Here is a 25714-nt window from a genome sequence, read left to right on the forward strand (position 1 = left end):
TCAGGCCCCTTCAGCATCGATGCGAAAGGAGGGCTCGCGCCACTCACCCGTGCCTCACTAGCTCATATYGYATAAATTTTTCAGTTCGAGCAACGACTTGCTCTCCGGAATTGCCGGTACGGGGCCATCAGCAGACTGTCAGCTTGTGGTCTCGGTTCTCGTCAAGCGGACGTTCAAGGCTCGCCGCGAGCCGCGGGGTGCAGCCGCATCCGATCAACAAAGCGCATGCCCTGTCTAAGCGGAAGCGCGCTGATGCAGGCGGCCAGACGCAGCAACAGGTCTTGTCCCATCAATGCCTCGCCACAGATGCCCGCCGGCGAGAGGTCCTCATTTTCGGTGTCGCATCCGCGGCTGCAAGGCTTGGATCGACCGTGAACAATTCCTTGGCTTTTCCAACGCCTTTCAACGCAAATCGCCCGACGGAAACGAGCTTGCCTCGTTCCTCCCCCAGCAGGAGGTCAGCGAACTCCGAGGAGCAGAGCATGTTTCGCCCTGTGGATTGGCACATGTCGCTGATGCGGCTTACTTCATTGACTGCCTGGCCAACCACGGTGAAATCGAGCCGGTCGGGTGTGCCGATGTTGCCGTAGAACACATCGCCCGCATGCAGACCGAGATGGATGTCGGCGACAGGCAGGCCCTCTATTTTGCGGCGGCGTGCAAGCTGGCCGAGCCGCAGCCGTAGATCGTGCTCCGCATCAACGGCCGCTCGGCACGCATATTCCGGCCGGGAACTGGTAAACATCGCTAGCACACCATCTCCGATCAGCTTCAGGACATCACCGCCGGCCGACCTGACCGCCCCAATCACCGCCTCTGCATAATCGTTGATCAGAGGGATCAACTGATCGACCTGCACAGACTCGGAGAGATGGGTGTAGCCGGTGATGTCCGAATACCAGAGCACGGCCCGGATACGCCTCACAGCATCATGTCGAATCGCGCCGCTGAGCACACGCCGGCCGGCATCGCGTCCGAGATATGCCTCGGCGAGCGTCTTCGTCAGCCGGGTTTGTGCAGCGGACCTGATGGCGAGGCCGAGGTGAGGCGTAAGTTGTGCCAGGCAGGCCACATCAGCGTCGCTGAAACCGCCCGGCCGAGCCGTGGTGAAACGCGCATAGAATGCATTGACATCTTCGACTCGTACTGCCTGCCGCGTGCGGTAGACGAAAGCCAGATAGTCAGTCTGACCAGCGTCACACAAGTCCTGGATCGCTGGGTAGCCGTGGGTTTCGCCCTGCTCCAGCCGGCATCGTAGCGAGGTCTCGCGCCGACGCAGCATTTGCAGGAAGGGGCTACGCAACCACTGAGCAGCACCTTCCGGATCACGACGGCCAGCATGTTCTTCTTCGCGGAAAGGGTTTTCGGGATCCTGGTCCCAAAAAAACGCGCGCGCCTCATACATCGGATGTAACGTGTCGATCATCACGAAGACTTTGCTGAGCGGCAGTCCGGCCTCGACGCATCGTTCGCAGAATGCCTGCGTCAGCGAGGCCTCGTCTCGAATCCCAAGCAGGCCGGCCTCGGCCAACCACGCGGCGATCTCGTTGCAGTCACGGGTAACATCCATGACCCGATCATAGCGGCATCGTCCGCAGGTAAGAAGCTGAATTGCGCTGCTCGGCAAGTTGATCTTGCCAGGGTCAAGGCAGGACGAGAAGTTTGGGTTGCCCAGACGCCGACGACGGTCATCGCTTGCCTGCTTTGCGGGTTATCTCATCAAGCGTGGACTGTGCGGCAGCTGACGCAGATATGGATGGAGGCAGGCATGTGATCGATTCCGAGCCTCTCCTCCTATCGCGGTGGATCTGGTACCGTCCAAGTGGCGATCTCCGTCTTCACCACGTCAATCGCATGGCAAAGCCGATGTCCTGGCTCGTATGAGAAGCGGTGAGGCAGACCCGAATCCCGACCTAGCCTCGCGCGACCGTCGGGACGAAGATCGCCGACGTATGGAAGCCCCGCCGCAGGAATTCCCGCGCCGCAGCCACCGACAGCAACGTCTCTAAAGGCACGATCTATCCCGCAAGGCGTAGTTTAATCATCAGACGAATACCCCACGGAAGTTGTCAAACGGACTCTTAGACAAAGTTTTAGAGCGTAATATTTCCAAACTATTGCCCTGATTGAAGGCCGCCGTTTCCTGCTGGGGGACAAGGCTTTTCGCTCAAGAGCTTGCTTGAAATCACCACACTCTCGCAGACGCGTCCCGGTATCACGGGTTCTTAATCTTTTGCGGTAGCGGACGTCTCCCATCAGACTGCGTGCCGATGGGGCAGCGGGCCGGACGGAACCAAAGGCCGCGCTGGCGGTTTTTGGGATTGCGCAGGGCATTGATGATGCCCTGCCGTTCAGTCTGCGAGGAGAAACCTGTGCTGGCACGCACGGATATGGGAAACCGGCCTTTCCGCCGATATCAGCCGACAATCCTGTCCGGTGTCCGCTCGTGGAAACAACAGTCGCTTGCCCGGCAGTTCTTTGTGGTCGGCAGCGCCTTTTCGCTCGGCGCCATGCTGCTGGTCGGCCTGCTCGTCACCCGCCTGATTGAAGAAACCGTGACGCGCAACGCCGCTTCCGCCACCACGCTTTATGTCGACAGCGTCATTGCCCCGCTTCTGCCCGATATGGCCAAGGCGACCGTTCTCGACGAGGCAAGTTCGCGGGCGCTGGACGAAACTCTTTCCCAGGGCGCTCTCGGCAAACGGCTGCTGACCTTCCGCATCTGGGGTCGGCAGGGCGAAATCCTCTATTCCAGCAATGTCCGCCAGATCGGACAGCGCTTTAGGCCCAACGACAATCTGAAAGCGGCCCTGGGCGGCCGCATGGTCGCCGAGCTCAACCGGATCGACGACGTGGAGAGCACCGCCGAGCGGGAAAGCGGCCTTCCGCTGCTTGAAATCTACAGCCCTCTGCTGCAGCCCTGGTCCGGCGAAGTCGTCGCCGTCATCGAATTCTACGAGCGTGCCGACGACCTGGAAAACGACCTCCTGCGCGTCCGGCTGCAGAGCTGGGCGGCGGTGGCGGGCGTGGCGCTCGCCTTCTTCCTCGGCCTTTCGGCCATCGTCTTTCGCGGCAGCCGCACGATCGCCAGGCAGGATATCGAACTGCGGCGGCGCATCGACGACCTCTCGCGCCTTCTTAAGGAAAATCGCGCCCTGCAATCTCGAATCCGGCGCGCAGCCGCCGCCACGACCGCTCTCAACGAAGGCTATCTGCGCAAGCTGGGCGCCGATCTTCACGATGGGCCGGCCCAGCTTGTCGCCTTCGCCGCGCTTCGCGTCGACGGCGCCGTTCTCGCCGATCCCGCAACGCCGGCCAATCGACGCCAGAAGGAGATCGACGCGATCAAGCGCAGCCTCGACGAGGCGATGCGCGAGATCCGCGATCTCTGCACAGGGCATGTATTGCCTCATATCGAGACCACAGACTTGCCGGAGATGGTGCGGAGCCTCGTCGCTTCCTACCGCGGACGTTCCGGCCGGGATGTCCGGATACGCGGTATCGAAGGCCCGAAGACGCTGCCGCCGGCCGCGAAAATCTGCATCTATCGCTTCGTCCAGGAGGCGCTGAACAACGGCCTGAAACACGCCGACGGCAAGGGCCAGTGGCTGGAAGTCACAGGCGACGACAGATGCATCGAGGTTTCGGTGGGCGACACCGGCCCGGGCTTTACCGCCAGGGCATCCGGTACGGGCGTTGGCCTGACCGGCATGAGGAACAGGGTGGAAAGCCTTGGCGGCACCTTCACCGTCACAACCGGCCCGGCGGGAACCGTCGTGACGATGAAGACGGGCGTTGGCCTGACCGGCATGAGGAACAGGGTGGAAAGCCTTGGCGGCACCTTCACCGTCACAACCGGCCCGGCGGGAACCGTCGTGACGATGAARCTGCCMCTTCAGGATATGGAGAAAACTGAATGACCGGCAACCGGCTCCAACGCTGCGCAAGATGAAGGCTACGCGTTTCCGCCGGTTGCCCCCACCGCGCCAAATGGCGTATCGAAAACCGCCGGGGCTCTAATCGCCGCTGGATGAAAGTTCAGTGGCAGGTCACCGGGTTTGCCCCAAGGCCGGATTTGAAAAATGCCGGTCTCGAATGGAGGGGATTGATGCAAAACCCTGGTCCAAGGATACCTGTTGTCCCGATGTGTCCCTCCGCGGCGATCAACTTTGCGCTGGCTCAACACGACGGTGCAGTTTGGCGGAAGCTTATGAACGATCCCGACTACTTCAATCTGATTGAGCGCTGCCAAAACCGATTGTGGACGATGTACGCTGACGCGCTGCTGGATGACAAACGGAGACGAATGCTGCTCGGCCATTTTCTTCATTCGTGAAAATACCGGGCGCGGGGCCATTTACAGCACATCCCACGCGCGAAACCTCCCCCTCCCCGTCATCTCGCGCAGGCCGAGTTCCAGAACAATCCGCCGCGCCGCCTGCGGCGTCATTTCCAGCGTTTTCGTCACCATGCCGGCGGACACGAGCGGCCACGCCACGACCAGCTCGATCAACTCAGGCAGTTTTGACGACGTCCGGCGCCCCTCCAGCTTTCGCTCCATCATCTTTCTCGCAAGCGTAAGCCGGTCATGCTCTTTCATGCCGATCTCGGCGGCCGACAGAAACCCGTGGGCGATGGCGAGCAGCTGCATCTCGCGATCGCGATGTCGCCGCCGGTCGACGGAATGGTTTTCAGGCCGAGATTGATGAAGGCCAGATGGGCGCCGGTGGTGATGCCGGCCTGGCGCAGTATGGAAGCGGCCAACAGTCTTCCGAGCAAGGCGCGTGCTGTAGTACCGACAATTCGTGCCAGGCATCGAGGGCGACGATCGCCTGCAACGCCACCGGCAGATTTTCCGCCTGCCGCAACACGCCGCGCCATTCGTCGAGCCTGGCTGCTGCAGTCCGCCATAGACACCGGTGACATCGCCGATGTTTCCAGCCGCATCAAAACTGAAGGCGACGATCCCGATGTCGATGATTTCGTCCTTGCGGGCATTGAGGCCCGTCGTCTCCGTATCGACAATGGCGCCACGCAATGGAAAGCCGGGCCGCGGCGCATCTGCGAGAGGGCGAGGCTCCAGTTTCCGCAAGACGCGATAACGGCCGGTTTCTTCGAGGCGGCGGACCATCTCGATTTCGTCCGCAATGCTTCGCACATCTTGCTTCAAAGGAGATTGGGCTTTGGCTTTCGTCTCCCTTACCTCCTCCGTTCCGAACAAGTCGAACTGCTGCTTCATGCCACCTATCTCGCATTGGCCGCGCGCAACGCTGCGCGCTTGGCGGCTTCTTATAGAGCCTGCATTGAACATTCGAAACTGGAACGCGTCGCCACCGTCAGGGATTATCTATCGATCCACACGCTTCCTCGCTTAAGAGTGCAGCAGCCCCCGGATCATTTCCTGCCGAAAACCGGCCCACACTCGTTGCCTGAATTCTAAAACTGGTACTGGCGTGGGCACACGCGACCTGCGAGCGTATTCCTCTCTCCTTCCTCCCTAGTTTTGCCCTTCCCTTGAATGCCGCTATTTATGACGCTATATTGCGTCGTAATAATTGGCGCATAAATTTGGAGGTAAAAGCCATGGGAATTGCGCAATACGCCGACGAGGGGATTTTTTCGCCGCGGAAGATTGCCAACGTACTGCGCACGACGAGCGAGGAAATCGCCCGCACGGCCGGACTCGGCAAGGATGCGATCCAACGGAAGGACCGAATCCGGTCCGACAGGACGCAACGCCGTCTGCGCGAAATGACCGAGGTCGTCAACAAAGTGGAACCGCGCTTTGGATCGGCGCTGATGGCCTATGCCTGGTATCGCTCCGAACCGTTGCCGGGTTTCTCAGGAATGACAGCGATGCAACTGGTCCGGGAGGGCCGCGCCGACGAGGTTCTCGACTATATCGACGCGGTCGATGCTGGCGTCCACGCCTGACAAGACGATGCGGTATGAAGGCGCGCTTTTTCGAGCACTCAACCCGATCTTTGCACGCGCGCCAATGTCCGGGCGCGGGGCGGAGTTGTATGGCGGCCGCTTCAACAAGAAGGGCACACCAGCGCTCTACACCTGCCTGACGGTAATGACCGTCCTTCGCGAGGCCAACCAGGCCGGTAGCCTGCAGCCGACGACGTTGATCTCCTACGACGCCGATATAGGTCGGGTATTCGACACCAGGGACAAGGCGGCGTTGCTGGCTGAAGGGATGACCCCGTCATCTCTCGCAGACCCGGCATGGCGAGACCAGATGAAGGCGAGCGGCGAAGCCAGCACGCAGGCTTTCGCCCGACGCCTCGCAGCCGCAGGCTATCACGGCCTGCTTGTCAGGAGCTTCGCGCCCGGCGCGAACGCGGACGATCTCAACCTGGTCCTGTGGCAATGGCGAGCGGCAGCCCCCGCGCGATTGACGTTGATCGATGACGAGAAGCGGCTTTCGCGATAGTGACAGCCGCCCTCGCCGTCGTCGACCACATGGAAAGAACCAGCCGCTCAGTCGCAGTGCTGGCTCAAAGCCAATTAGGAAGCCATGCGCGAACCACTCTTCATTGGCCAGCCTTCGATCGGCTCGATGTTGCGCAACTCGGCTAAGACGACCCCCTCCGTCCGCCCATGCTATTCCTCGTCAGCAACTTCGTCGTTCCCCACCGCTTCCGCCGGTACAAATCGTCGGCTCAGCAAGCCCGCATCCTTCAAAGCCTCAACGTCTGGCAGATCGCGCAGCGGCTGCAAGCCGAAGGCCGACAGGAACTGCTTTGTCGTGACTTAAAATCCCATTTCAGCAGCGCCGCGATCAGCATGTCGGCCAGCGCCCAGCCGAGCGGTTCGGCATCCGACCGCGCGGCGTGGACGGCGCTCACGAGGTCCGAGGTGGCGAACGGCACAGGGCGGCCAGTTTTCGGGCGCAGAGCCCCTTGGTGGCCAGAAACGCTTTTCACGCCGGGCCGAGATCGCCGCCGACTACGGTGAGTAGAAGCGACGTCGCGAAACGCTACCTCGTCCCCGCTTCGGTCGGCCAGGCTAACGGCGATGGCGGCGCATATCAGGGCATGGCGCGCGCTAGCGGCCCGCCTAAGGCGGGCTCTAATCGAACGAGGTCATCCTGAGATTTAAAGGCGTGCCAGCCGCAAAGAACGGCGGCGAGCTCGTCCGACCCGCGACCACGCCGCCAGGCCCAACGAGACGTCGCGGCGGGGAGCACGGGGGAGGAGGCAGATGGGTGACAGGCGATTCCATACAACGCGTGAGCGGTTTATACATAACCATGATCATTAAACGCACAGTCTGTGTTTACTATATAATGATGGATAATGTTGCATTACCCGTCGTGTTATACCGACTCTCTCATTCACGTTCTCTACAAACAAAATCCCGGAAATCCTGGTGCCAGTTGTTTTGCTCGTGAAGTCCGGTTTACATTGAGTTTGAGTACACTGCACCTCCACCTCGCCGTTCTGGCAAAGCGACGCAATCATAATGGGATAGCGGTTGACGATCAGTTGCAACGAGTTAACGCGTGTTACTACGCACAGCGTATTGTCATTACAATTGAAGTGCTGTGTACTGTTTTGATACCGGCATCAAAGTCGAAGCCAAACAGGGACGCCATCGCGATTAAGGCGCCCCGTCCACTGAGCTCACCATTTCGGGAATCATGCTCGGACCGCCGAACTATACCTGCGCCTATTCAGAGATGAGCAGCGTGTTCCGCATTGCGCTTGCGGGTCGCTGCAGCCTTCTTGGCAGAAGCCGAACGATCCGCTGCGGACCGCTCGGCCGAAGCGTTGCCACCTTTACGACCGCCCTTTTTCGCAGAAACGTGGGTATCGGGCTTGCCACGGCCGGAGCCCGATTTGTTGCCGCCACCACTTTCCTTGTTCACGGTCGCCCAGGCCCGGCGCTCGGCTTCCTTATCGGAAACGCCGCGCTGCTCATATCCTTCGGCGATGTGATCGGCCTTGCGTTCCTGTTTGTCGGTATATTTGGACTTGTCTCCGCGGGGCATGACAGCCTCCCTTTGCTGGTTACACGCGACGAAACGTCGTGGACCAGAAGGAGGTTCCAGCCGAGCTACAGCATCAAGGTGCAAACCTGTCCGCGGCCCCCTGCTCGGCGAGCCGATCGGAATAGCGGCGCATCATCTCAACCTGAACTTCCGTCTGGAAGGCCATGACCTGCTCTCGGATGTCGTCCTCACCACAGCCAAGTTTTGCCAGACTGGCTGCAAGCGCCCGGCACTCTGTCCGCCAGTAGCTGACGGCAGCGTCACCATGGATATCCTCAAGCTCACGGGCGCATCGCCGGATCGTTGCCGTCCTGCCGGACAGCGGAAAGGCTACGACCTTTTCGACATCCGCCAAAGTCTCTTTCCTACGCCCCAGCGCCATGCAATCCGTCTCCGCAAATCATTTCCCAAGATGTACGCAGCTCTTGGTTAACGCTTCGTATCCATTGGGAAATCCAGCCGGTTTCGGCAGATGCCAGCACCTCCTGCCCTCCCCTATCCGGCTTTGCGAGCGCCCTGCCCGTTTGCCCTGAGCAACGCCATTACCATCGGCCCGAGTGAGAATTCGCCGCGTTCAGCCCGCCGAGTCAGATCCCGCAGATAGCCGCCCGGCGAGTTGATATGCCCTCCCCTTTCGAAGATGCAGGCGACCGCGACGGCCGCGTTTTCCGGCCCGAGGGTCTCGCAGGCCAGCTGATAGGCGCTCGGACTGACCCCCAGCATCGAACGGACCACCACTGCGGCCGTCATCAGCTCCCGCCAACTCGAAATGGCGCCCCCTGGGCCATAAGCCGATATTTCAGGGCATGCGGATAGCACGACAGAAAGAGGAAACGCCTTTGGCGGCTCGTTCTGCCGTTTCGGTTCTTCCACCGGATTTGCCCTCTGCTTCGTTTCGAAGCGTGGTTCAGATTCATAATGGGGTTGTGTATTTGAATTCTGTATGTGCCGACCGATTTGGCCGTCATTGCCATCTGTTTTTTGCTGTTTTGTTTTCAATTCCAGCAAGTTGACGATCTCTTCACGCAACATCTCCAGTTCTTCGAGGATCGGAGCAACCTCCGCAAGGCCGTAACCACGCGGAACGGAGATGATGAGCGCCCGAAATTGCAGATGGATGGCCGACCAATCGCCCGGAGCCCTCTCCTCGATCGCGGTTTCGATCAACTTGGCGATATCCCGCCGGCAGAGGGAGAACCGCTCCTTCAAGCGCTGAAGCTGCAGACGCTCTTCCGAGACCTGGGCAGCCAGCACCATGATTTCATTGGCGCGAGAGAGCAACGGTGCAAGCGAGAAGCCGAAGGCCTGGTCGATCTCGCCGGCATTATCCTTGCGGGCGTAACGCTTGCCGTTCGGGCTGTCCTTGCGGCTCAAAAGCCCCGCCTCCACCAGCGACGCCAGATGGCGGCGAAGCGTCGTCTCGGCCATGCCATGGGTGCGCAGCGAAAGCTGCGTGTTCGATGGGAAGACGACCAGGCCGTCTTCTGCCGAAAGCGTCGCCTGCGGATGGAAGCTCAACAGCGCGTTCAGCACCGCCAGCGCCCGGTCCGAAATCCCGAGCAAAGGCTTTGCTTCGCAGAGCGCGCGAAACAGCTTCCATTTGTCGATCGATGCGTCCTTGTCCAGCTCGGATGCGGCGATCTGGCTTGCCAGCATGCCGAGCGTCATCGTCCGCCGCCCAAAGGGCGTCGAGACATATCTCGTTTCCATGTCCTTCACCTTTCACAAGGCAAAAGAAATTCGATCACCAAAACGGTGCCAAGACTCTTGACTATGATTCGCGGAAATGGGATTCTCTAATTGCTACATACAGAGAAGGGCTTCCACGACGGCAACGTTTGGGGGCCTTTTTCTTTTGCGGATTAGTCTCCTGACTGTTTCTGTCTAAACTCGGTATAGAGCGCATCCAGCCTTTCGGTCACGAAAGCGCCAAAGCTTGCGGCCTCTTCGGCCTTGAAAGCGAGCGTATAGGCACGGCTGCCAGCGCGGATATCGGCTGCAATCCGCCCCGAGCCATCCGCCGTCCACCGCTTCGTATCGTTCGTCCTCGAAGCCTTGTCGGTGAGATAGGCAAAGACCAATTCGAATCGCATGTCAGAGCTTGCCGCCCGGAAGGACGGCGCCGTCACCATGCTTTCCAGCGAACTGTTCGGCCGTGAGGGCGCCAGCTCCGCCAGCGCCAGCCAGCGGCGCCGTCCTATCGATGGCGCGCTGCCGATGGCATGGATCAGCCGGTGCGGAACCTGCCGAGTGACCGAGAGCATCTTCGAAAGCTCGGTCTTGTCGGTGGAAAGCGCCTGCATGAGGACCGGGCGCTCGAAACCGCGCTCCTCCAAGCCGTGGGCAAAAAGCGCCCGCTCGATATAGGAGAGGTTTTGGCGGGCGGAATTTTCGATGCCCTGGGCGACCACCAGTTCGCGGTCGTCCAGCGGCCGGACGATCGCCTTGACGGAGCGGCCGAGAAGCGCCGCCGCCTGCAGCCGCCGATGACCGTAGGCAACCTGATAGCGACCCTGCATGGTCGGGTGGAGGCGCACGAGGATCGGAACCTCCTGCTCGCCCTCGGCGATCGAGCGCACCAGTTCGTCATCCGCTTCGATCGTATCGTCGCCCATACGGTCGCGAATGAAGGAAGCATCGATCGTTGCAGGATCGAGATCGACCACCTGCTCGCCGGCGCGGATCGCCTGCTTCAGCGCATTGGTCTCTTCCTCCATGCGCCCCAGCGTCAGCGCCATGGTGCGCACCGGGCCGGCGGGATCGCGGCGCTCGTCTTCGGAGTTGGCCGCGGCCAACTCTTCGACCGCTTCCTCGAAAATGTTCTTGAGCCGATCTTTCCTGCTCATGACCGCCCCCATGCCCGGTGGATGCTGGCGAGCACTTCGGCATTGGCCGCGTTCACCGATTCGAGCGCACGGTCGTAGGTCGATTTGCGCACCTGGCCCTTTTCGATCTCGTAAAGGGTCTGCTTGGTGAGACCGGCGTCCGCAATCGAGGTGGATTTCAGGATCGTCGCCGTCAGCACATCGTTTCCGAAGAGATTGCGCAGCAGCGCGACGATCTGCGACTGCGGCGCATCGAAGGGCTCGTGCCGGGTCACGACATATTTGACGAAATCATGGGTGAGATCACCACCCGCGTTGCGGACGACGGACAGCAAATCCGACGTCATCAAAAGGAACTGCGACATGGAGGCGACATCGACCATCTGCGGATGAATGGTGATCAGCAATGCGGTTGCGGCGCAAACGGCGCCGAGCGTCAGATAGCCGAGCTGCGGCGGGCAATCGATGACGACAACATCGTAATTCTGCTCGACCTCGGCGATGGCAAGACCAACGCGCTTGAAGAACAGCGTATCGGTGCCATTGCGGCGATCATGCAGCGCGCCGGGCGTCTCATGTTCGAACTCCATCAGTTCCAGATTGCCCGGAACGAGGTCGAGGCCGTCGAAATAGGTCTTGCGAATGATATCGGCCAGCGGCCGGCGCTTGGCGTCGTCGTAACGGATCGCGCCATAGAGCGTGTCGCCCTCTTCCAAATCGAATTCCGGCTGCACGCCGAGCATGGCCGAAAGCGAGGCCTGCGGATCGAGATCGATCGTCAGGACGCGGTAGCCCTGCAACGCGAGATACTGCGCCAGATAAAGCGCCGTCGTCGTCTTGGCCGAGCCGCCCTTGAAATTGGTCACGGCGATGGTCTGCAGCCGCTCGCCTGGCCGGCGGTGCGGCACATAGCTCACGGCATCCTTCGGCTTGATCGCGGCCATGTGCTGGCGCAGCTCATTGATCTGCGAGAGCGTGTAGGAGCGGCGGCCGTTGCTGGTAAGGCGCGGCACCGGTCCCTTGCCGTCGAGCGACAGTTGCCGGAGGTAACCATCGGAAACACCAACGAGCTGGGCTGCCTCGCCGGACGAAAAGGTGCGCAGCGTTTTCGAGGAATGCGGCGGAAACAGCCGTTCCCGCAGCAGCTTCAACTGCTTCGAGAGCTGCCTGGCATGCCGCTCGATGCGGATGTCAGTTGTCGCGACGGTTTCCATGTTCACGCGGCTGGTTTCCTTTGATGCGGTTTTAAGGCGTGATGCACTCAAAAACCGTATCAGAAACATGACACGATTCGGATGCGGCGGCAATGAGTCGGTAGGGGAACAGAAGCCGGCTATCGGCCATGGAAAAGATATGAATTTCAGCCGCTTGCGCCAAGTTACAGTCCGGCTGGCGAGTCGCCAAGGGATTCTATCCCCAGATAGAATCGAGGCTTCGGCAGCCGGGTAGCGGTTTGGCCGCAGATCCACGCATGGCAAGGCCCCCAACAGAAAACGGCCGGATTATCCGGCCGCTCTTTCATTTGATTGAGGTAAACCTTCTATTCGCCCTTCTCGAAGGCCTCGTAAAATCTTTCGAGATTGTCGGCCAGATAGGTTCCGAAGGCTGATGCCCTGTCGGCGCGGAGTGCGATCGTCACCTGCTTGCCGTTATCGACGATTTTCGCCGCCAAGGTGCCGTCGACATTCTTCCAGTGCCGCTCCGCTTTCGGCTGTGCCTTTGGCTTCACGTCGACCTTCTCTTCCCGCGTCAGACCCTCGACCAGTTCGAAACGACGGTCCGGCTCCGCCTCAACGAAACCCGGTGTCGCGACCAGTGCGCGAGCGCGCTCCAGAAATGCCTCGTCGTCGAAGAGAACGGAAAGCTCGTGCCAGCGATCCCGGCCGACGCCCCTCGCCGCTTCCAGAGCCGCCAGCACATCCGCCGGAATGCGCCGGGTCACCGAAAGCATCTTGGAGAGCGTCGTCTTGTCGATGCTCAGAGCCGTCATGATCGTTTCGCGATCAAAGCCGAGGCCTTCGAGCCGATGGGCAAACATCGTGCGCTCGATGAAAGAGAGATCGGCACGCGCCGAATTTTCCTGCCCCTGGGCGATAACGTGATCGCGATCATCCAGCGCCTTGACGACGGCGCGCACGGCGCGGCCGAGCACACGGGCGGCGCGGGCGCGTCGATGGCCGAAGGCGATCTGATAGCGGCCGGCATGCGTCGGGTGAGGGCGCACGAGGATCGGCGAATCCTGCCCACGCTGACGGATCGCTTCGACCAGTTCCTGGAATTTTTCATCGTCACCGCCGAGGCGGTCGTTGACGAAGGAGTTTTCGATCAGCTCGGGATCGAGGTCGATCACCGTTTCACCATTGGCGAGTTTCTGCTCCAGAGCCTTGGCACTTTCCGCCTTGGCGGAGAGTGCATCGATGCTGCGGGTGACGGCGCCAAGCGCGCCAATGCCCTTGAAGGACAGCGACTGACCTTCACCCTGCGCTTCCGGGTTTACCGCGGTAAACCTCTTGCTGTCGTCCATCAAGCCGGAGAGGATGTTCTTACGCGCCATGTTTTGCTCCTTTCGCCAAGTTTACTGCCGTAAACTCAGCCGTCATTTCCGCCCCCAGGCCTTGTGCACGAGATCGACGATCTCATTGTTGACCGCCTCCATCGCCTCCATGGCGCGGTCATAGGTGGTGCGGGTGAAGGCGCTGCGCTCGACTTCATAGAGCGTCTGGTTGGTCAGCGACGCATCGGAGATCGCCACGCTCTTCAGCATTGGGTTGGTCAACACGTGGTTCTTGAACATGGAGCGCATGAAGGCGACCATCTGGGTTTGCGGGCCGTCCTGCGGATCGTAGCGGGTGACGAGGTAGCGCAGCCAGTCGAGGTTCATGTCGCCGCCGGCGCCCTTCAGCGTGTTCAGGACCTCGCCGAGCATCTGCAGGAACTGGCACATGGACATCACGTCCAGCATCTGCGGATGCACCGTGATCAGGATCGCGGTCGCGCCGCAGATCGCGCTCATCGTCAAAAAGCCGAGCTGCGGCGGGCAGTCGATGACGACGACATCGTAATCGTCGGCAACGGTGCCCAGCGCCTCGTCGAGACGGGCAAAGAAGATGCGGCCGTAATCGCCGGCCTGACCCTGCGCCAGAACGCGCGGCGTATCGTGTTCGAATTCCATCAGCTCGAGATTGCCCGGCACCAGATCGAGGTTCGGGAAATTCGTCTTGCGGATGATCTCTTTCAGCGGACGACGCTCGTCGTCATAGCGGATCGCGCCGTAGAGCGTTTCGTTTTCCTGCACGTCGAATTCCGGCTGGAAGCCGTGGATGGCGGACAGCGACGCCTGCGGATCGAGATCGACGGCGAGCACCCGGTGACCCGTCAGCGCCAGATGCTGGGCGAGGTGGGCGGCCGAGGTGGTCTTGCCGCTGCCGCCCTTGAAGTTGACGACGGCAATCACCTGCAGGTGATCCTTGCCGCGTCGCTGCGGCACGTAGTGCGTGCCGGCGCGGGCGTTCTGGTCGAGAAAGGCGCGCATCTCTTCCATCTGCTGCGCCGTGTAGGAGCGGCGGCCGGAAGGCGTGACCTGGGGCAGGGGGCCTTTGCCCTCCAGCGAGAGGTTGCGCAGATAGCCGCTGGTGACGCCGAGATAGCGGGCGGCTTCGGCGAGCTGGAATTCGCGCAAGCCTTTCATGGCAACAGGCGGAAACATTTCCGTCCGGTGCTGCTTCAGTTTGTCGGACAGCTCCTGCGCCTGGGCGATGATCAGCTGGTCCATTTCGGAAATGGCCTGGGCGGCCGGCATGGCGATGGTCATGAAAATCTCTCAGATGCGATTTTTATAGTGATTTGCACTCTAAATCGCATGTTGCCAAACGCGCCGCATATTGCAAGGAAAAATGGGTTAACCAGAGGTAAACGCACCCGCCGATGTAAGAGGGGAGGGCGGGGGAGGGGGCCGCAGGCGCAATCGTCAAAGAGCATGGCGACGGCCCTAAAACGAAAACGGGAGCCCGAAGGCCCCCGTTTCCCTGCTTGCGAAAAGCTTGATGGCTATTCGCGTTCGCCGGTGAAATTCAACAACAGCTGGAAGATGTTGACGAAGTTCAGGTAGAGCGACAGGGCGCCGAAAACGGCGATCTTCTGCTGCGATTCCTCGTCGAAATTCTCTGCATACTGCTCCTTGATGTTCTGCGTATCCCAGGCGGTGAGGCCGACGAAGACGAGGATGCCGATCACCGAGATCGCGAACTGCAGGGCAGAAGAGCCGAGGAAAATGTTGACGATCGAGGCGATGACCACGCCGATCAGGCCCATCATCAGGAACGAGCCGAACTTCGACAGGTCACGCTTCGTCACATAGCCGTAAAGGCTTGTCGCGCCGAACATGGTTGCGGCGATGAAGAAGGTGCGGGCAATGCTGGTGCCGGTGAACACCAGGAACACCGAGGCGAGCGACAGGCCCATGACGGCGCAGAAGGCCCAGAAGGTCATTTGCGCGGTGCTGGCCGACATCGTCTGGATCTTGAACGAGAAGAAGAAGACGAAGGCGAGCGGTGCAAGCATCACCACCCACTTCAGCGGCGAGGAGAAGATCGGCACGTAGAGCGCCGGCGTCGAGCCGACGATGAAGGCGATGATGCCGGTGATGACCAGGCCGGCACCCATGTAGTTGTAAACGCGCAGCATATGCTTGCGCAGGCCCTCGTCGAACTGGGCGGCGGTTTGCGCACCGTAGCCGAAGCGGGAAGGGGAGGTGTTCATCGTTTACTCCTTGGGTTTACGATCAGTAGAGCGTGCGGGAAAGCCGCCGCGCTGTTTCAGTGAGATCTTTGGCAGCCTGCTTTTCGGAGACGAGCGCATAGGCGACGTCACCGATCTGCCAGTAGGCAGCGCTCAGGCCTTGCGTTTCCGCCTTGAGCACGTGCTGGACGTTGAAGCTGCCGGGTCGGACGGCAAAGAGCGACAGCCGCTCGCCCTTGTCGGGCGTCACGACCAGCTCGACGCTGGGGCCGAAAGCGGACGGAAAGACCTGGACATCGACGACCTTCCAGCTTTCGGGAAGATCAGGCAGGACGATCGCCGTCGCCGAGCGGATATCGGCGGGGTCGTAGTTCACGACCTCATGCTGGGAGGGCATGCTTTCGCGCAGAAGTGTGGTGCTATGGGCACGCAACGCTTCTTCGACAAAAGGCGGCGGCGGCACGGAGGCAATCACCTCCGTCGCGGTGAAGGCGCCGAGATAGGCATTGGCAAACCAGCCGACCGTCACCAGTGCGGCAATCGCCGCAACCCGTTGAAAGGCGGCGACATAGCGCCCGGCCGACAGCCCCTGAGATAGCCGCCGGGCCGCCTCGCGCGTCTCGTGGCGACCGGCCATCGCACCATTGGCGAGCGCCAGCCGCAGTTCGCCGCGAATCCTCAAGTCCGCCATCACCTGCGCAGCACTTTCGGGATGTTCCGACAGATAGGCCTCGACTTCGATGCGCCGGGAAACGTCGAGTTGGTCGTCGACATAGGCGTCGAGATCGCCGGCGAGGATCGGATCAACGATTTTCATCGCTGGCACCTCCGATGAGTTTCAGATGGGATGGGGCACGCGCCTCGCTCTCGAAAGAGCGCAACCGGGCGCGGGCGCGGGAAATACGCGACATCAGCGTGCCGACGGGAATGCCGAGCGCGTCGGCGGCTTCCTGATAGGACAGCTCCTCAATCGCCACGAGATGCAGCGCCTCGCGCTGCTCTTCCGGCAGTTCGAAGAAGGCTTCGTGCACCTGCCGCAGCCGCACGGAATGTTCCTGGTTTGCGGCAAGTGCCGGTTCGGTGAGTTCGCCGGCCGCCTCATGACGTCGCGAAAGCGAGCGGGCATGGCGCAACCGGTCGATATGGGTGTTGTGGACGATGGAGAGCAGCCAGTTGCGGATATTGCCACCCTTGCGAAAGGTGCTTTTACGCTCGTAGGCACGCACCAGCGCATCCTGCACGAGGTCTTCGGCATCGTTTTGATTGCGCACCAGCGAACGGGCATAGCGCCTGAGCGTCGCCAACTGCGCAATCACGTTAAAGGGGTGGCTCCTGTCGTCCATACCCTCATATACGCACGTCGAACGGCACTCATTCCATTTGGTTGGAAATTTTTCGAAATCGATCAGTCGACGGGCAGAGCCGCTGTCGTCTCCTCGCCCCGCTTGCGGGGAGAGGGCCAGGGTGAGGGGCAAACTCTCATCCATGAGAATGCTGCGGCCATGCCCCTCATCCGCCCTGTCGGGCACCTTCTCCCCGCCCGCGGGGAGAAGGGATACGCCGCACCTTCCGTCGTTTCTTACGACCTCACTTGCCCTTGCCCTTCTTGAACTTCGCGTAGAATTCATCGGCCATGTTGCGAAGCGCCCGGCCGATGGCGGCATATTCGAATTCGTTGAGGTTGGCGAGCGAAGCGCGGCCGGTGGGCTGCTGCGTGCCAAAACCCTTGCCGGGCAGAAGCACGATGCCGGTCTCGTCGGCGATGCGGAACAGCAGTTCGTTGTTGGCGAAGGCACCCTTCAACCACTCGGCAAAATCATCGCCATAGAGTTTGCGCGAAATCACCACGAGATCGAGCAGGGTGTAGTAGTCGACGGAATTTTCGTCCTGCTCGGGCTCCACGCCAAGCTCCCGGTAAAGGGCGGCTTCGCGCTTGCGGATGACCTTCTTCAGGGTCGACTTGTAGCTGTCGGTCTCGTCCATCAGCGCAAACAGCGAGAACAGCACCATCTGGATCTGCTGCGGGGTCGAAAGGCCGGCAGTGTGGTTCAGCGCCACGGTGCGGCTGTCGGCGACGAGGCGGTCGATGAATTTCAGCGTGCTGACATCCGGAAGCAGCGAGCCGTAACGGCGGTCCAGCGCTGCCTTGGCATCCTTCGGAAGCGCCTTCAGCTTCGCATCCAGAACATTTTCCTTGTGGGTAGCGATGACGCCGAGGCGCCAGCCGGTCGCACCGAAATATTTCGAATAGGAATAGACGAGGATGGTGTTGTTCGGGCAGGTTGCGAAGATCGATTTGAAATCGTCGGCAAAGGTGCCGTAGACGTCGTCCGTCAGGATGATCAGGTCCTGGCGCTCTTCCTTGACGATCTTTGCGATCTTCTCAAGGCTGCGCTGATCGAGCTTCACCGATGGCGGGTTGCTCGGATTGATGCAGAAGAACACCTTGATAGCGGGATCGCGCAGCTTTTCGATTTCCGAATCTGGATATTGCCAGCCCATTTCGGGATCGGCGTTGAGCGCCACCTCCTCAAGGCCGTATTCGTCGAGTTCCGGGATTTCGATGTAAGGTGTGAAGACCGGCATGCCGATCGCTACCTTGTCACCGCGCTTGACGAGGCCGTTCTGCTTCAGCGTATTGAAGACATAGGTCATCGCCGCCGTACCGCCTTCGGTCGCAAAGACATCGACACTGCTTGGGGGGAGGTGGCCGCCGACCATTTCCTTGACGATATAATGGCTGACGATCTGCTCGCTGATCTTCAGCATGCGCGGCGGGACGGGATAGTTGCAGCCGAGGATGCCCTCGACCATCTCATGCAGGAAGCCCGAGGCCGAAAGACCGAGCTGGTCACGCACATAGGACAGCGCGCGCTGCAGGAAGGCGACGCCGGCCTGATCGCGGTTTTCGGTGGTGAAGCGTTCGAAACGCGCCTCGATGCCCTCGATATTCGGCAAGCCGCCGATCCATTTCTGCATGTAGGAATAGGAGAGCTCGGATTCGGCGGCGGCAAACAGACCGAGCCGGAAGAAGGCCCGGCGCGGCAGGGTTGCCATGAAGTTTGGGTTGCCTCGGCCGGCATTCAGCATCAGCCGGTTTTCACGGGAAGAGGCGAGCTTGATCAGTTCGTCCTTGAGTTCGAACGGGCTCAGCTTTGCGTATTGGCTGTAATCGACGGTCATAGCTACAGTCTCCGTTGATATCGATCAGACAAAGGCGACGATCAGCGGCCCGAGCAAGGTCAGGAAGACGTTGGCAAGGGCATAGGTGATCGCGAACGGCACGGTCGGAATGGAGTTTCCGGCTTTGTCGAGGACTTCCCCGAAGGCCGGATTGGCACTGCGCGAGCCGGAAAGCGCGCCTGCAAACACCGCCACATTGTCGTAACGCAAGATGTAGCGGCGGACGAGCATGGTGATGACCAGCGGAATGATCGTCACCGCCACCCCGATCAGGAAGATCGAGATACCCTGCTGGGCGATGGTGGAAACTGCCTGCTGGCCCGATTGCAGGCCGACGATGGCGACGAAGCCGGCAAGGCCGAGGTCGCGCAGCAGGGTCGAGGCGCCGAGCGGCATGTTGCCGATCGTCATGTTGCGGCTGCGGTACCAGCCAAAGGCAAGTCCCGCGAGCAGCGCGCCGCCGCCACTGCCGAGCGTCAGCGGAATGGAGCCGATGCGCAGCACTATAAGGCCGATCAGCAGGCCGACGACCAGACCGAAGCCATGGAAGACGAAATCGGTCTTGTCGCTGGGGATGATGACGTTGCCGACGCTTTTCGCGACACGCTGCAAGTCGTCGGAGGTGCCGTAGACGGTGACGACATCGCCGGCATTGACCATGGTGTTGGGTGCCAGCGGCACCGGAGTTCCGCTGCGCGTCAGCTTGATCACATAGACGCCGTGTCTGAGATCGCGATCGGTCGCTTCCCGGATTTCAGCCACCGTATGACCGGCCATTTTCGGATTGCTGATGACGATGTCGCGGGTGGCGACGACCACATCCATGCCCTCGGACGATTGCAGCTCGGACCCGAGCGCCGTGGCGGCTGCAACGACGGCCGGGCGCTGGCCGACCACCAGCACGATGTCGTCGGCTTCGAGCTTCAACCCCGAATCGAGGCCGATGATCGTGTTGTCGCGCTTGACACGCTCGACCGTCAGGCCGGGAGTCTTTTCCTCAATGTCGCCAACGGTGCGGCCGGCGGCCGGGCCGATGCGGTAGAGGCGGCCGACGAGCTGCGGCAAGGCAGCGGCTTCGCCAGGCCCGAAGACCTGCGCCCCGGCCAGAAGCTCGGCCTCCGCCTTGATCGCATCGTCGCGAATGCCGCGGCCCATGAACCAGGGCAGGAGATTGACGCAGACGAGGATCGCGCCGAAAGAGCCGAAAATGTAAGTCACGGCATAGCCGACCGCGACATTGCCCTGCAGGCGCTGCGTCTCCTCCGCCGAAAGGCCGAGCTTGGCGATCGCCGAACCGGCGGTGCCGATGATGGCCGATTGCGTCAGGCCACCTGCGCCAATACCGGCCGCAAGTCCCTTGTCGAGACCGAACATCTTGGCGAGGATCACGACCGTTAGAAGGCCGCTGATGGCCAGCACCGCGGCCATGATGATTTCCCGGATCGACTTCATGCCGAGCGAGCGGAAGAATTGCGGCCCGCTTTCATAGCCGACCGCATAGATGAACAGTGCAAACAGCACCGTCTTGATGCCGTTATCGATAGTAATACCGATTTGGCTGAGCACGACCGCCACCAGAAGCGAGCCAGCAACGCCGCCGAGCTGGAACTTGCCGAACTGGAACTTGCCGACCCAGTAGCCGACGGCTAACGAAAGAAAGAGAGCGATTTCAGGCGATTGATGAAAAAGCGACTGGAGGTAAGCCATAATAAACCTCACATCATTCATCGGACGGCCTATGTGTTGCGTATGGTTGCATCCGCGTCAAGAGGTCGCTTTTTACGACAGTAACGTCTAATGGAACTTATGTCTCATCCTTGAAACAACTTGCTTAAATCATTTGCGCTGCGGTTGCGGGCACCCCGATGCCCGTGCCATGACTGCAATCCGACAGCGTTACGGCTGCGGATCGCGGAGGATTTGATGACGAAGACGGATATCGCCCGCCGGGTCTATGACAACGCCTGGAAGCTCGATCCGGTGGTGCGCAGCCTTCTCGATACGGATTTCTACAAGCTCCTGATGCTGCAAATGATCTGGAAGCTCTACCCGGATGTCGATGCGACCTTCTCGCTGATCAACCGCTCCAAGTCGGTGTTGCTCACCGACGAGATCGACGAGCAGGAACTGCGCGAACAGCTCGATTATGTCCGCGGCATCCGCTTCACCAAGAAGGAGATGATCTGGCTCGCCGGCAACACCTTCTACGGCAAGAAGCAGATCTTTTCGCCGGACTTCCTCGCCTGGCTTGCCGATTTTCAACTGCCTGACTACGAGCTTTCCCGCCGCCACGGCCAGTACGAGCTGACCTTTCCCGGCAAATGGACCCACACGACGATGTGGGAAATCCCCGCGCTTGCCATCATCAACGAGCTGCGCTCGCGCACCGCCATGAAGGACATGGGACCGTTTGCGCTCGACGTGCTCTATGCCCGCGCCAAGGCCAAGATGTGGGACAAGGTGGAGCGGCTGCGACAATATCCCGATCTCAGGATTTCCGATTTCGGCACCCGCCGCCGCCACAGTTTCCTCTGGCAGCGCTGGTGCGTCGAGGCGCTGAAGGAAGGCATCGGCCAGTCCTTCTCCGGCACCAGCAACGTGCTGCTCGCCATGGATACCGACCTTGAGGCGCTCGGCACCAATGCCCACGAGCTGCCGATGGTCGCCGCCGCGCTTGCGAAGACAGACGAGGAACTCGGCCAGGCGCCCTACAAGGTGCTGCAGGACTGGAACCGTCTCTATGGCGGCAATCTGCTGATCGTGCTGCCGGATGCCTTCGGCACCGCCGCCTTCCTGCGCAACGCCCCCGACTGGGTCGCCGACTGGACGGGTTTCCGCCCCGACAGCGCCCCGCCGATCGAAGGCGGCGAGAAAATCATCGGCTGGTGGGAGAAGATGGGCCGCGATCCCAAGGAGAAGCTCCTGATCTTCTCCGACGGCCTCGACGTCGACACGATCATCGAGACCTACCGCCATTTCGAGGGCCGGGTACGCATGAGCTTCGGCTGGGGCACCAACCTCACCAACGATTTCGCCGGCTGCGCGCCGATCGAAATCAGCGGGCTGAACCCGATCTCCATCGTTTGCAAGGTCGCCGACGTCAACGGCCGCCCAGCCGTCAAGCTCTCCGACAATCCCCGCAAGGCGACCGGCGAGCCCTCCGAGGTGGAGCGCTATATCAAGTATTTCGGCACGGAAGATTTCGCCGAGCTGGCTGTGAAGGTCTAAACCCCGCCAACCATAAAAAAGCCCAGCCGGGGCAGGGGGCCGGCTGGGCTTTCATGCGATCGGGAGGGGGATCGCCGGGTAAAGGAGGTCAGGCCGCGATGGTGCCGCTCGAGCGCACCGCCAGCGGATGCACCATCGACAGGAGCCGGCGCTTCGGCGCCGACAGAAGCTTAAGCGCATGCGCCTTCGTGCCGCCTACCGAAGGCTCGGCGTGGCGGAGCGCGCTGGCGGCCGAAAAGAGCAGCGTCTTGAATTCAGAAGACGTCACACCGTCCGCCCGCATGATCGCACGGATCATCGGATCGCTCAGGACCTCATCTAGGGTCAAATCGGTATTTGCCTGGTTCATGGCAGTCTCCTTACATTTCCGACAGTCAGGCCCGCCCGGATGGCTCGGCTTGACTCTGCATTCTATGGGTGTTACCAGTAAGTAACATCTGCATAGTTACCGACCGGTCACACCCATGTCAATAACCACTGCGAATAAAAGTGCAAAACGTGGCTCAACTGTGAAATCCGCCGAAGAAAATTCGGGAATTTCATCGCGGCCCGCGCCTCGGGACCGGATTGTCTCGATGGCCTGCGAACTTTTCCGTCAGCATGGCATTCGCGGCATCGGCGTCGATGCCATCGCAGAAGCCGCCGATACCAATAAGATGACGCTTTACCGGCACTTCGGCTCGAAGGATGACTTGATTTGCGAGGCGTTGCGCCACACCTCCGCAAAGGCTGCCGCCATGTGGGACGAGCTTGAGGCCGCCCATCCCGGCGACGCCCGCGCCCAGCTCGACGGCTGGGTCGAGGTCCGCTCCCAGTGTCTGTGCAGCGAGCCCTTCGGCTGCGACCTCGCCAATGCCGCCGTCGAGCTGAAGGAGTCGGACCATCCGGCCCATGCGGTGATCGAAAACTTCAAAAACCTGCAGCAGAAGAAGCTGGCCGATCTCTGTCGCCGCGCCGGCGTGGACGAGCCAGAGGCGCTGGCCGACACGCTGTCCATGCTGCTCGAAGGCGCCCGTGTCAGCCGCCTCGCCACTGGTAGCGAAGGTCCCTCGATGCGTTTCGTGCGCGCCTGCGAGGCCGCCATCTCCGCCTTTGCCGGCGCCCGCCCGGTATAGGCTGCCAAGCCAAATCGCAAGGTGCCATCTTCGGTTATCTATGCTATCGCGCAGCGACCGCAGCCTGAAGAGAGAAAACCCGTGCTCCCCTGGACCCAGCTCGACACCGCGACCATGCCCGATGGCGGCGGAGAATTGCGCCTGAAACAGCGCGGCAGCGAGTTTTCCATCATGCTCGGCACGATCGAGCTGATGAACAGCCGGCTGAGCGGTTCCGAGGAACACCTTGCTCGCCTCTCCTTCGAACGCATCAAAAGCCATCCCAAGCCACATCTGCTGATCGGCGGGCTCGGCATGGGCTTCACGCTCCGGGCTGCGCTGGCGATCGTCGGCGACGATGCCCGCGTCACGGTCGGCGAGCTCGTGCCGGCTGTGGTCGATTGGGCACGCGGACCGATGGCAGAAGTGTTTCAGGGCTGCCTCGACGATCCCCGCACCGATATCGCGCTCGGCGATGTCGGCTTGCTCATCGGCAACGCGAAGGCGCGTTATGACGCGATTTTGCTCGATGTCGACAATGGTCCGGAGGGGCTGACCCGCCGCAAGAACGACGACCTCTATAGTGTAGCGGGGCTTCGGGCCGCCAAAGCAGCGCTGAAGCCGAACGGCGTGCTCTCCGTCTGGTCGTCCGCCCCGGATGCCGGCTTTACCCGCCGGCTGAAGGAGGCGGGTTTTGCCGTCGAGGAACTGAAAGTGCGCGCCAGCACCAAAGGCAGCGGCGCGCGCCACATCATCTGGATGGCGACGAAAAAAGCGCGCTGATCAGAGGCCTTCGCGCTCCAGAAGCGTGCGGACCTCTTCGAAGCGGCTCTTGTTTTCCGGGTTCTTCTCGTCCGCCGAATAGCAGGTGGAGGAGACGCAGAATCGCGTGAGCTTGAAGGGAGCCGCGGTGGCGGCGAATTCGCACTCGATCATATCGACCATATCCTTCTTCGACACGCCGTCGCGGGTCGAATAGGTCATGCGTACGCGGGGCGGTTTCAGCTCAGGAAAAGACTGGACGACGCCGACATGCAGCGTCTCGGTCATCAAGAGATGCTTGGCGACTTTCTGGCAGACGTCTTCGACTTTCAGCGCCTGCGCGGCGGCCGGGGAGGCGGCCAGCAGGGGCAGAATAAGAATCAGCTGTTTCATTGATATCTCCTGCGCGGGTCCGGCGACGGGGCCTGACACGGAAGGGCTTGAACCGAACCTTCCGTGAGGCGAGGAGATAACGGCATTGCCGCTTTTTGGTTCCGCATACGAGACAGGCGGTTCGCCGTTGCGCGGCATTCCGCGCGGCGCATTTTTTCCTCAACGCACGGCTGAAACCAGCGATGGATTGTGACAAGCCGCTTGTGTATGGCGGAAAGCGGGCGCTCGAAAAACGCCTTGGATCAAAGCTGCCGGGGACGCGATGGTTTCGCCGAAAATTTTCGTCAGTGCGCAGGCGGTTGCCGACCGGGCCGGCGTGTCGCGGTCGGCGGTATCGCGCACCTTCACGCCGGGCGCAAGCGTCGCCCCTGAGACGCGGCGCAGGGTGCTGGAAGCGGCCGAAGCACTGGGCTACCATGTGAACCACCTCGCCCGTGGGCTGATGCGCAACGAGACCGGCATCATCTGCCTGATCGTCTCCGATCTCGGCTCGCCCTATCGCGCCAACCTCATCAAGACGCTAACCGACGAGCTGCAGGCGGTGGGGAAGATCGCGATGCTGGTCAACACCGACCGCTCGGACGACAGCGTCGATGCCGCGCTGCGGCAGGCGATCCGCTATCGGGCGGATGCCTCGATCATCCTATCCGGCATGCCCGACACGTCGATCACCGATCTCTGCGTCAAGAACGGCCAGGCGCTCATTCTCATCAACCGCGACGATAGCCGGCCAGGGCAGTTCGGCATCAATCTCGATGACGGCGAGGCGGCGCGCACCGTCGTCACCGCCTTTCTGCGCGCCGGCTGCCGGCGGCTTGCCTTTGCCACTTCCGAAGCCGGCACGCCGAGCCTCATCGCCCGTGAAAACGGCTTCGTGCGCGCCGCTGGCGAACAGGGGCTGGAGGTCATCGTCGAGCGCCACGGCCGCACCGGCTATGACGCGGGCCGCATGTTGGCGCAGCGCCTGCTAATGCGGCGCGAACGGCCGGACGCCGTGTTCTGCGCCACCGATCTCATCGCCTGCGGTTTCATGGATGCCGCCCGCCACCAGTTTTCCCTGGATGTCCCGAAAGACCTCTGCATCGCCGGCTTCGACGATATCGAGCAGGCGTCATGGCTCTCCTACGAACTGACGACTTTCGCCCAGCCGGTCCAGGAGATCGCCCGCAAATCGGTGTCCTGGCTGCTGGCGGGCATGCCGGCGGAGCAGGCGCAGAACCCGCTGACACTGCACGCCGAACTGGTCTGGCGGCGCTCCATCCGCGGCGGCTGAACGGCGATCGCGGGAATATGGCGCATGTGCGAGATTTCCTCTTCGGCTGCGCACAAAAGCAGGTTAGTCTTTTTTCACGAAGCGAATCCCATGCCCGTTCCACACACCCGGTGGAGCGGTGTCCCGCAGAGACGTGAAGATGCAAGGAGAGACGCGAATAGGGGCACACCCCGCATCCGAAAGCCCCTTCGACATCCCTCTTTTTACCTCGCAAATCTGG

The 25714-nt window shown here is 61.2% G+C and carries 23 protein-coding genes and 1 pseudogene; 8 read left to right on the forward strand and 16 right to left on the reverse strand.

Annotated elements, in window-relative coordinates:
• Positions 1-289: 289 nt before the first annotated feature.
• Positions 290-1570, reverse strand: coding sequence for an adenylate/guanylate cyclase domain-containing protein (locus ASC86_RS23280; protein WP_082510415.1), 1281 nt, complete (start codon positions 1568-1570; stop codon positions 290-292).
• Between the two features lie 802 nt (positions 1571-2372).
• Here ASC86_RS23280 and ASC86_RS23285 point away from each other — a divergent pair.
• Positions 2373-3920, forward strand: a complete 1548-nt coding sequence (locus tag ASC86_RS23285; protein ID WP_244477682.1) for a sensor histidine kinase — start codon at positions 2373-2375, stop codon at positions 3918-3920.
• Between the two features lie 290 nt (positions 3921-4210).
• Positions 4211-4336: a hypothetical protein gene (locus ASC86_RS26975; protein ID WP_280136994.1), complete on the forward strand. Its 126-nt coding sequence runs from the start codon at positions 4211-4213 to the stop codon at positions 4334-4336.
• Positions 4337-4357: 21 nt separating this feature from the next.
• On the opposite strand, the pseudogene ASC86_RS26980 reads toward ASC86_RS26975, so the two are convergent.
• Positions 4358-4895, reverse strand: a pseudogene (locus ASC86_RS26980) (RHE_PE00001 family protein); the annotation flags it as partial.
• Positions 4896-5583: 688 nt separating this feature from the next.
• On the opposite strand from ASC86_RS26980, the gene ASC86_RS23300 reads away from it, so the two are divergent.
• Complete coding sequence (locus ASC86_RS23300) at positions 5584-5934, forward strand: MbcA/ParS/Xre antitoxin family protein (RefSeq protein WP_056326964.1); 351 nt, start codon at positions 5584-5586, stop codon at positions 5932-5934.
• A gap of 7 nt (positions 5935-5941) precedes the next feature.
• On the forward strand, positions 5942-6439 hold the full coding sequence (locus tag ASC86_RS23305) for an RES domain-containing protein (RefSeq protein ID WP_056327200.1): 498 nt from the start codon (positions 5942-5944) through the stop codon (positions 6437-6439).
• 1242 nt (positions 6440-7681) lie between these two features.
• Here the strand turns inward: ASC86_RS23305 and ASC86_RS23315 are convergent.
• The 12 genes from ASC86_RS23315 to aspT form a co-directional block, all read right to left on the reverse strand.
• Positions 7682-7999, reverse strand: a complete 318-nt coding sequence (locus ASC86_RS23315; protein WP_056326967.1) for a hypothetical protein — start codon at positions 7997-7999, stop codon at positions 7682-7684.
• A gap of 73 nt (positions 8000-8072) precedes the next feature.
• A complete protein-coding gene (locus ASC86_RS23320) occupies positions 8073-8354 on the reverse strand; it encodes a DUF6074 family protein (RefSeq protein ID WP_244477683.1) in 282 nt (93 codons plus the stop codon).
• Between the two features lie 140 nt (positions 8355-8494).
• On the reverse strand, positions 8495-9709 hold the full coding sequence (repC, locus tag ASC86_RS23325) for a plasmid replication protein RepC (protein ID WP_056326971.1): 1215 nt from the start codon (positions 9707-9709) through the stop codon (positions 8495-8497).
• A gap of 152 nt (positions 9710-9861) precedes the next feature.
• On the reverse strand, positions 9862-10845 hold the full coding sequence (gene repB, locus ASC86_RS23330) for a plasmid partitioning protein RepB (protein ID WP_056327201.1): 984 nt from the start codon (positions 10843-10845) through the stop codon (positions 9862-9864).
• Positions 10842-12044 (reverse strand): plasmid partitioning protein RepA, encoded by a 1203-nt coding sequence (gene repA, locus ASC86_RS23335; protein WP_056326973.1) that lies wholly within the window; start codon positions 12042-12044, stop codon positions 10842-10844. The genes repB (ASC86_RS23330) and repA (ASC86_RS23335) overlap by 4 nt, the downstream gene beginning before the upstream one ends.
• A gap of 320 nt (positions 12045-12364) precedes the next feature.
• Positions 12365-13378, reverse strand: a complete 1014-nt coding sequence (gene repB, locus ASC86_RS23340) for a plasmid partitioning protein RepB (protein WP_056326975.1) — start codon at positions 13376-13378, stop codon at positions 12365-12367.
• Between the two features lie 42 nt (positions 13379-13420).
• A complete protein-coding gene (repA, locus tag ASC86_RS23345; protein WP_056326977.1) occupies positions 13421-14635 on the reverse strand; it encodes a plasmid partitioning protein RepA in 1215 nt (404 codons plus the stop codon).
• Between the two features lie 236 nt (positions 14636-14871).
• Positions 14872-15582 (reverse strand): Bax inhibitor-1/YccA family protein, encoded by a 711-nt coding sequence (locus ASC86_RS23350; protein WP_056326979.1) that lies wholly within the window; start codon positions 15580-15582, stop codon positions 14872-14874.
• Between the two features lie 22 nt (positions 15583-15604).
• Positions 15605-16378, reverse strand: a complete 774-nt coding sequence (locus tag ASC86_RS23355) for an anti-sigma factor (RefSeq protein WP_056326980.1) — start codon at positions 16376-16378, stop codon at positions 15605-15607.
• Positions 16365-16904: a sigma-70 family RNA polymerase sigma factor gene (locus ASC86_RS23360; RefSeq protein ID WP_056326982.1), complete on the reverse strand. Its 540-nt coding sequence runs from the start codon at positions 16902-16904 to the stop codon at positions 16365-16367. The genes ASC86_RS23355 and ASC86_RS23360 overlap by 14 nt, the downstream gene beginning before the upstream one ends.
• Before the next feature lie 244 nt (positions 16905-17148).
• Positions 17149-18744 (reverse strand): bifunctional aspartate transaminase/aspartate 4-decarboxylase, encoded by a 1596-nt coding sequence (locus ASC86_RS23365; RefSeq protein WP_056326984.1) that lies wholly within the window; start codon positions 18742-18744, stop codon positions 17149-17151.
• A 24-nt stretch (positions 18745-18768) separates the two neighbouring features.
• Complete coding sequence (aspT, locus tag ASC86_RS23370; protein ID WP_056326986.1) at positions 18769-20451, reverse strand: aspartate-alanine antiporter; 1683 nt, start codon at positions 20449-20451, stop codon at positions 18769-18771.
• Positions 20452-20667: 216 nt separating this feature from the next.
• Here aspT and pncB point away from each other — a divergent pair, with 216 nt between their 5' ends.
• Positions 20668-21972, forward strand: a complete 1305-nt coding sequence (gene pncB / locus ASC86_RS23375) for a nicotinate phosphoribosyltransferase (protein WP_056326989.1) — start codon at positions 20668-20670, stop codon at positions 21970-21972.
• A gap of 88 nt (positions 21973-22060) precedes the next feature.
• On the opposite strand, the gene ASC86_RS23380 is transcribed toward pncB, so the two are convergent.
• Positions 22061-22321, reverse strand: a complete 261-nt coding sequence (locus ASC86_RS23380; protein ID WP_056326991.1) for a hypothetical protein — start codon at positions 22319-22321, stop codon at positions 22061-22063.
• A 115-nt stretch (positions 22322-22436) separates the two neighbouring features.
• Between ASC86_RS23380 and ASC86_RS23385 the strand changes: the two genes are divergently transcribed.
• Positions 22437-23087 carry a TetR/AcrR family transcriptional regulator gene (locus ASC86_RS23385; protein WP_056326993.1) on the forward strand — a complete coding sequence of 217 codons (651 nt, stop codon included), beginning with the start codon at positions 22437-22439 and terminating at the stop codon, positions 23085-23087.
• Positions 23088-23168: 81 nt separating this feature from the next.
• The gene (locus ASC86_RS23390; RefSeq protein WP_056326995.1) at positions 23169-23849 is read left to right on the forward strand and encodes an MnmC family methyltransferase; all 681 of its coding nucleotides are present in this window, start codon (positions 23169-23171) and stop codon (positions 23847-23849) included.
• Here ASC86_RS23390 and ASC86_RS23395 read toward each other — a convergent pair whose 3' ends face one another.
• The gene (locus ASC86_RS23395) at positions 23850-24221 is read right to left on the reverse strand and encodes a hypothetical protein (RefSeq protein ID WP_056326997.1); all 372 of its coding nucleotides are present in this window, start codon (positions 24219-24221) and stop codon (positions 23850-23852) included.
• 262 nt (positions 24222-24483) lie between these two features.
• On the opposite strand from ASC86_RS23395, the gene ASC86_RS23400 reads away from it, so the two are divergent.
• Complete coding sequence (locus ASC86_RS23400) at positions 24484-25494, forward strand: substrate-binding domain-containing protein (protein WP_056326999.1); 1011 nt, start codon at positions 24484-24486, stop codon at positions 25492-25494.
• Positions 25495-25714 lie beyond the last annotated feature (220 nt).

The organism is Rhizobium sp. Root1212 (assembly GCF_001424985.1).
Classification (GTDB): Bacteria; Pseudomonadota; Alphaproteobacteria; order Rhizobiales; family Rhizobiaceae; genus Pararhizobium.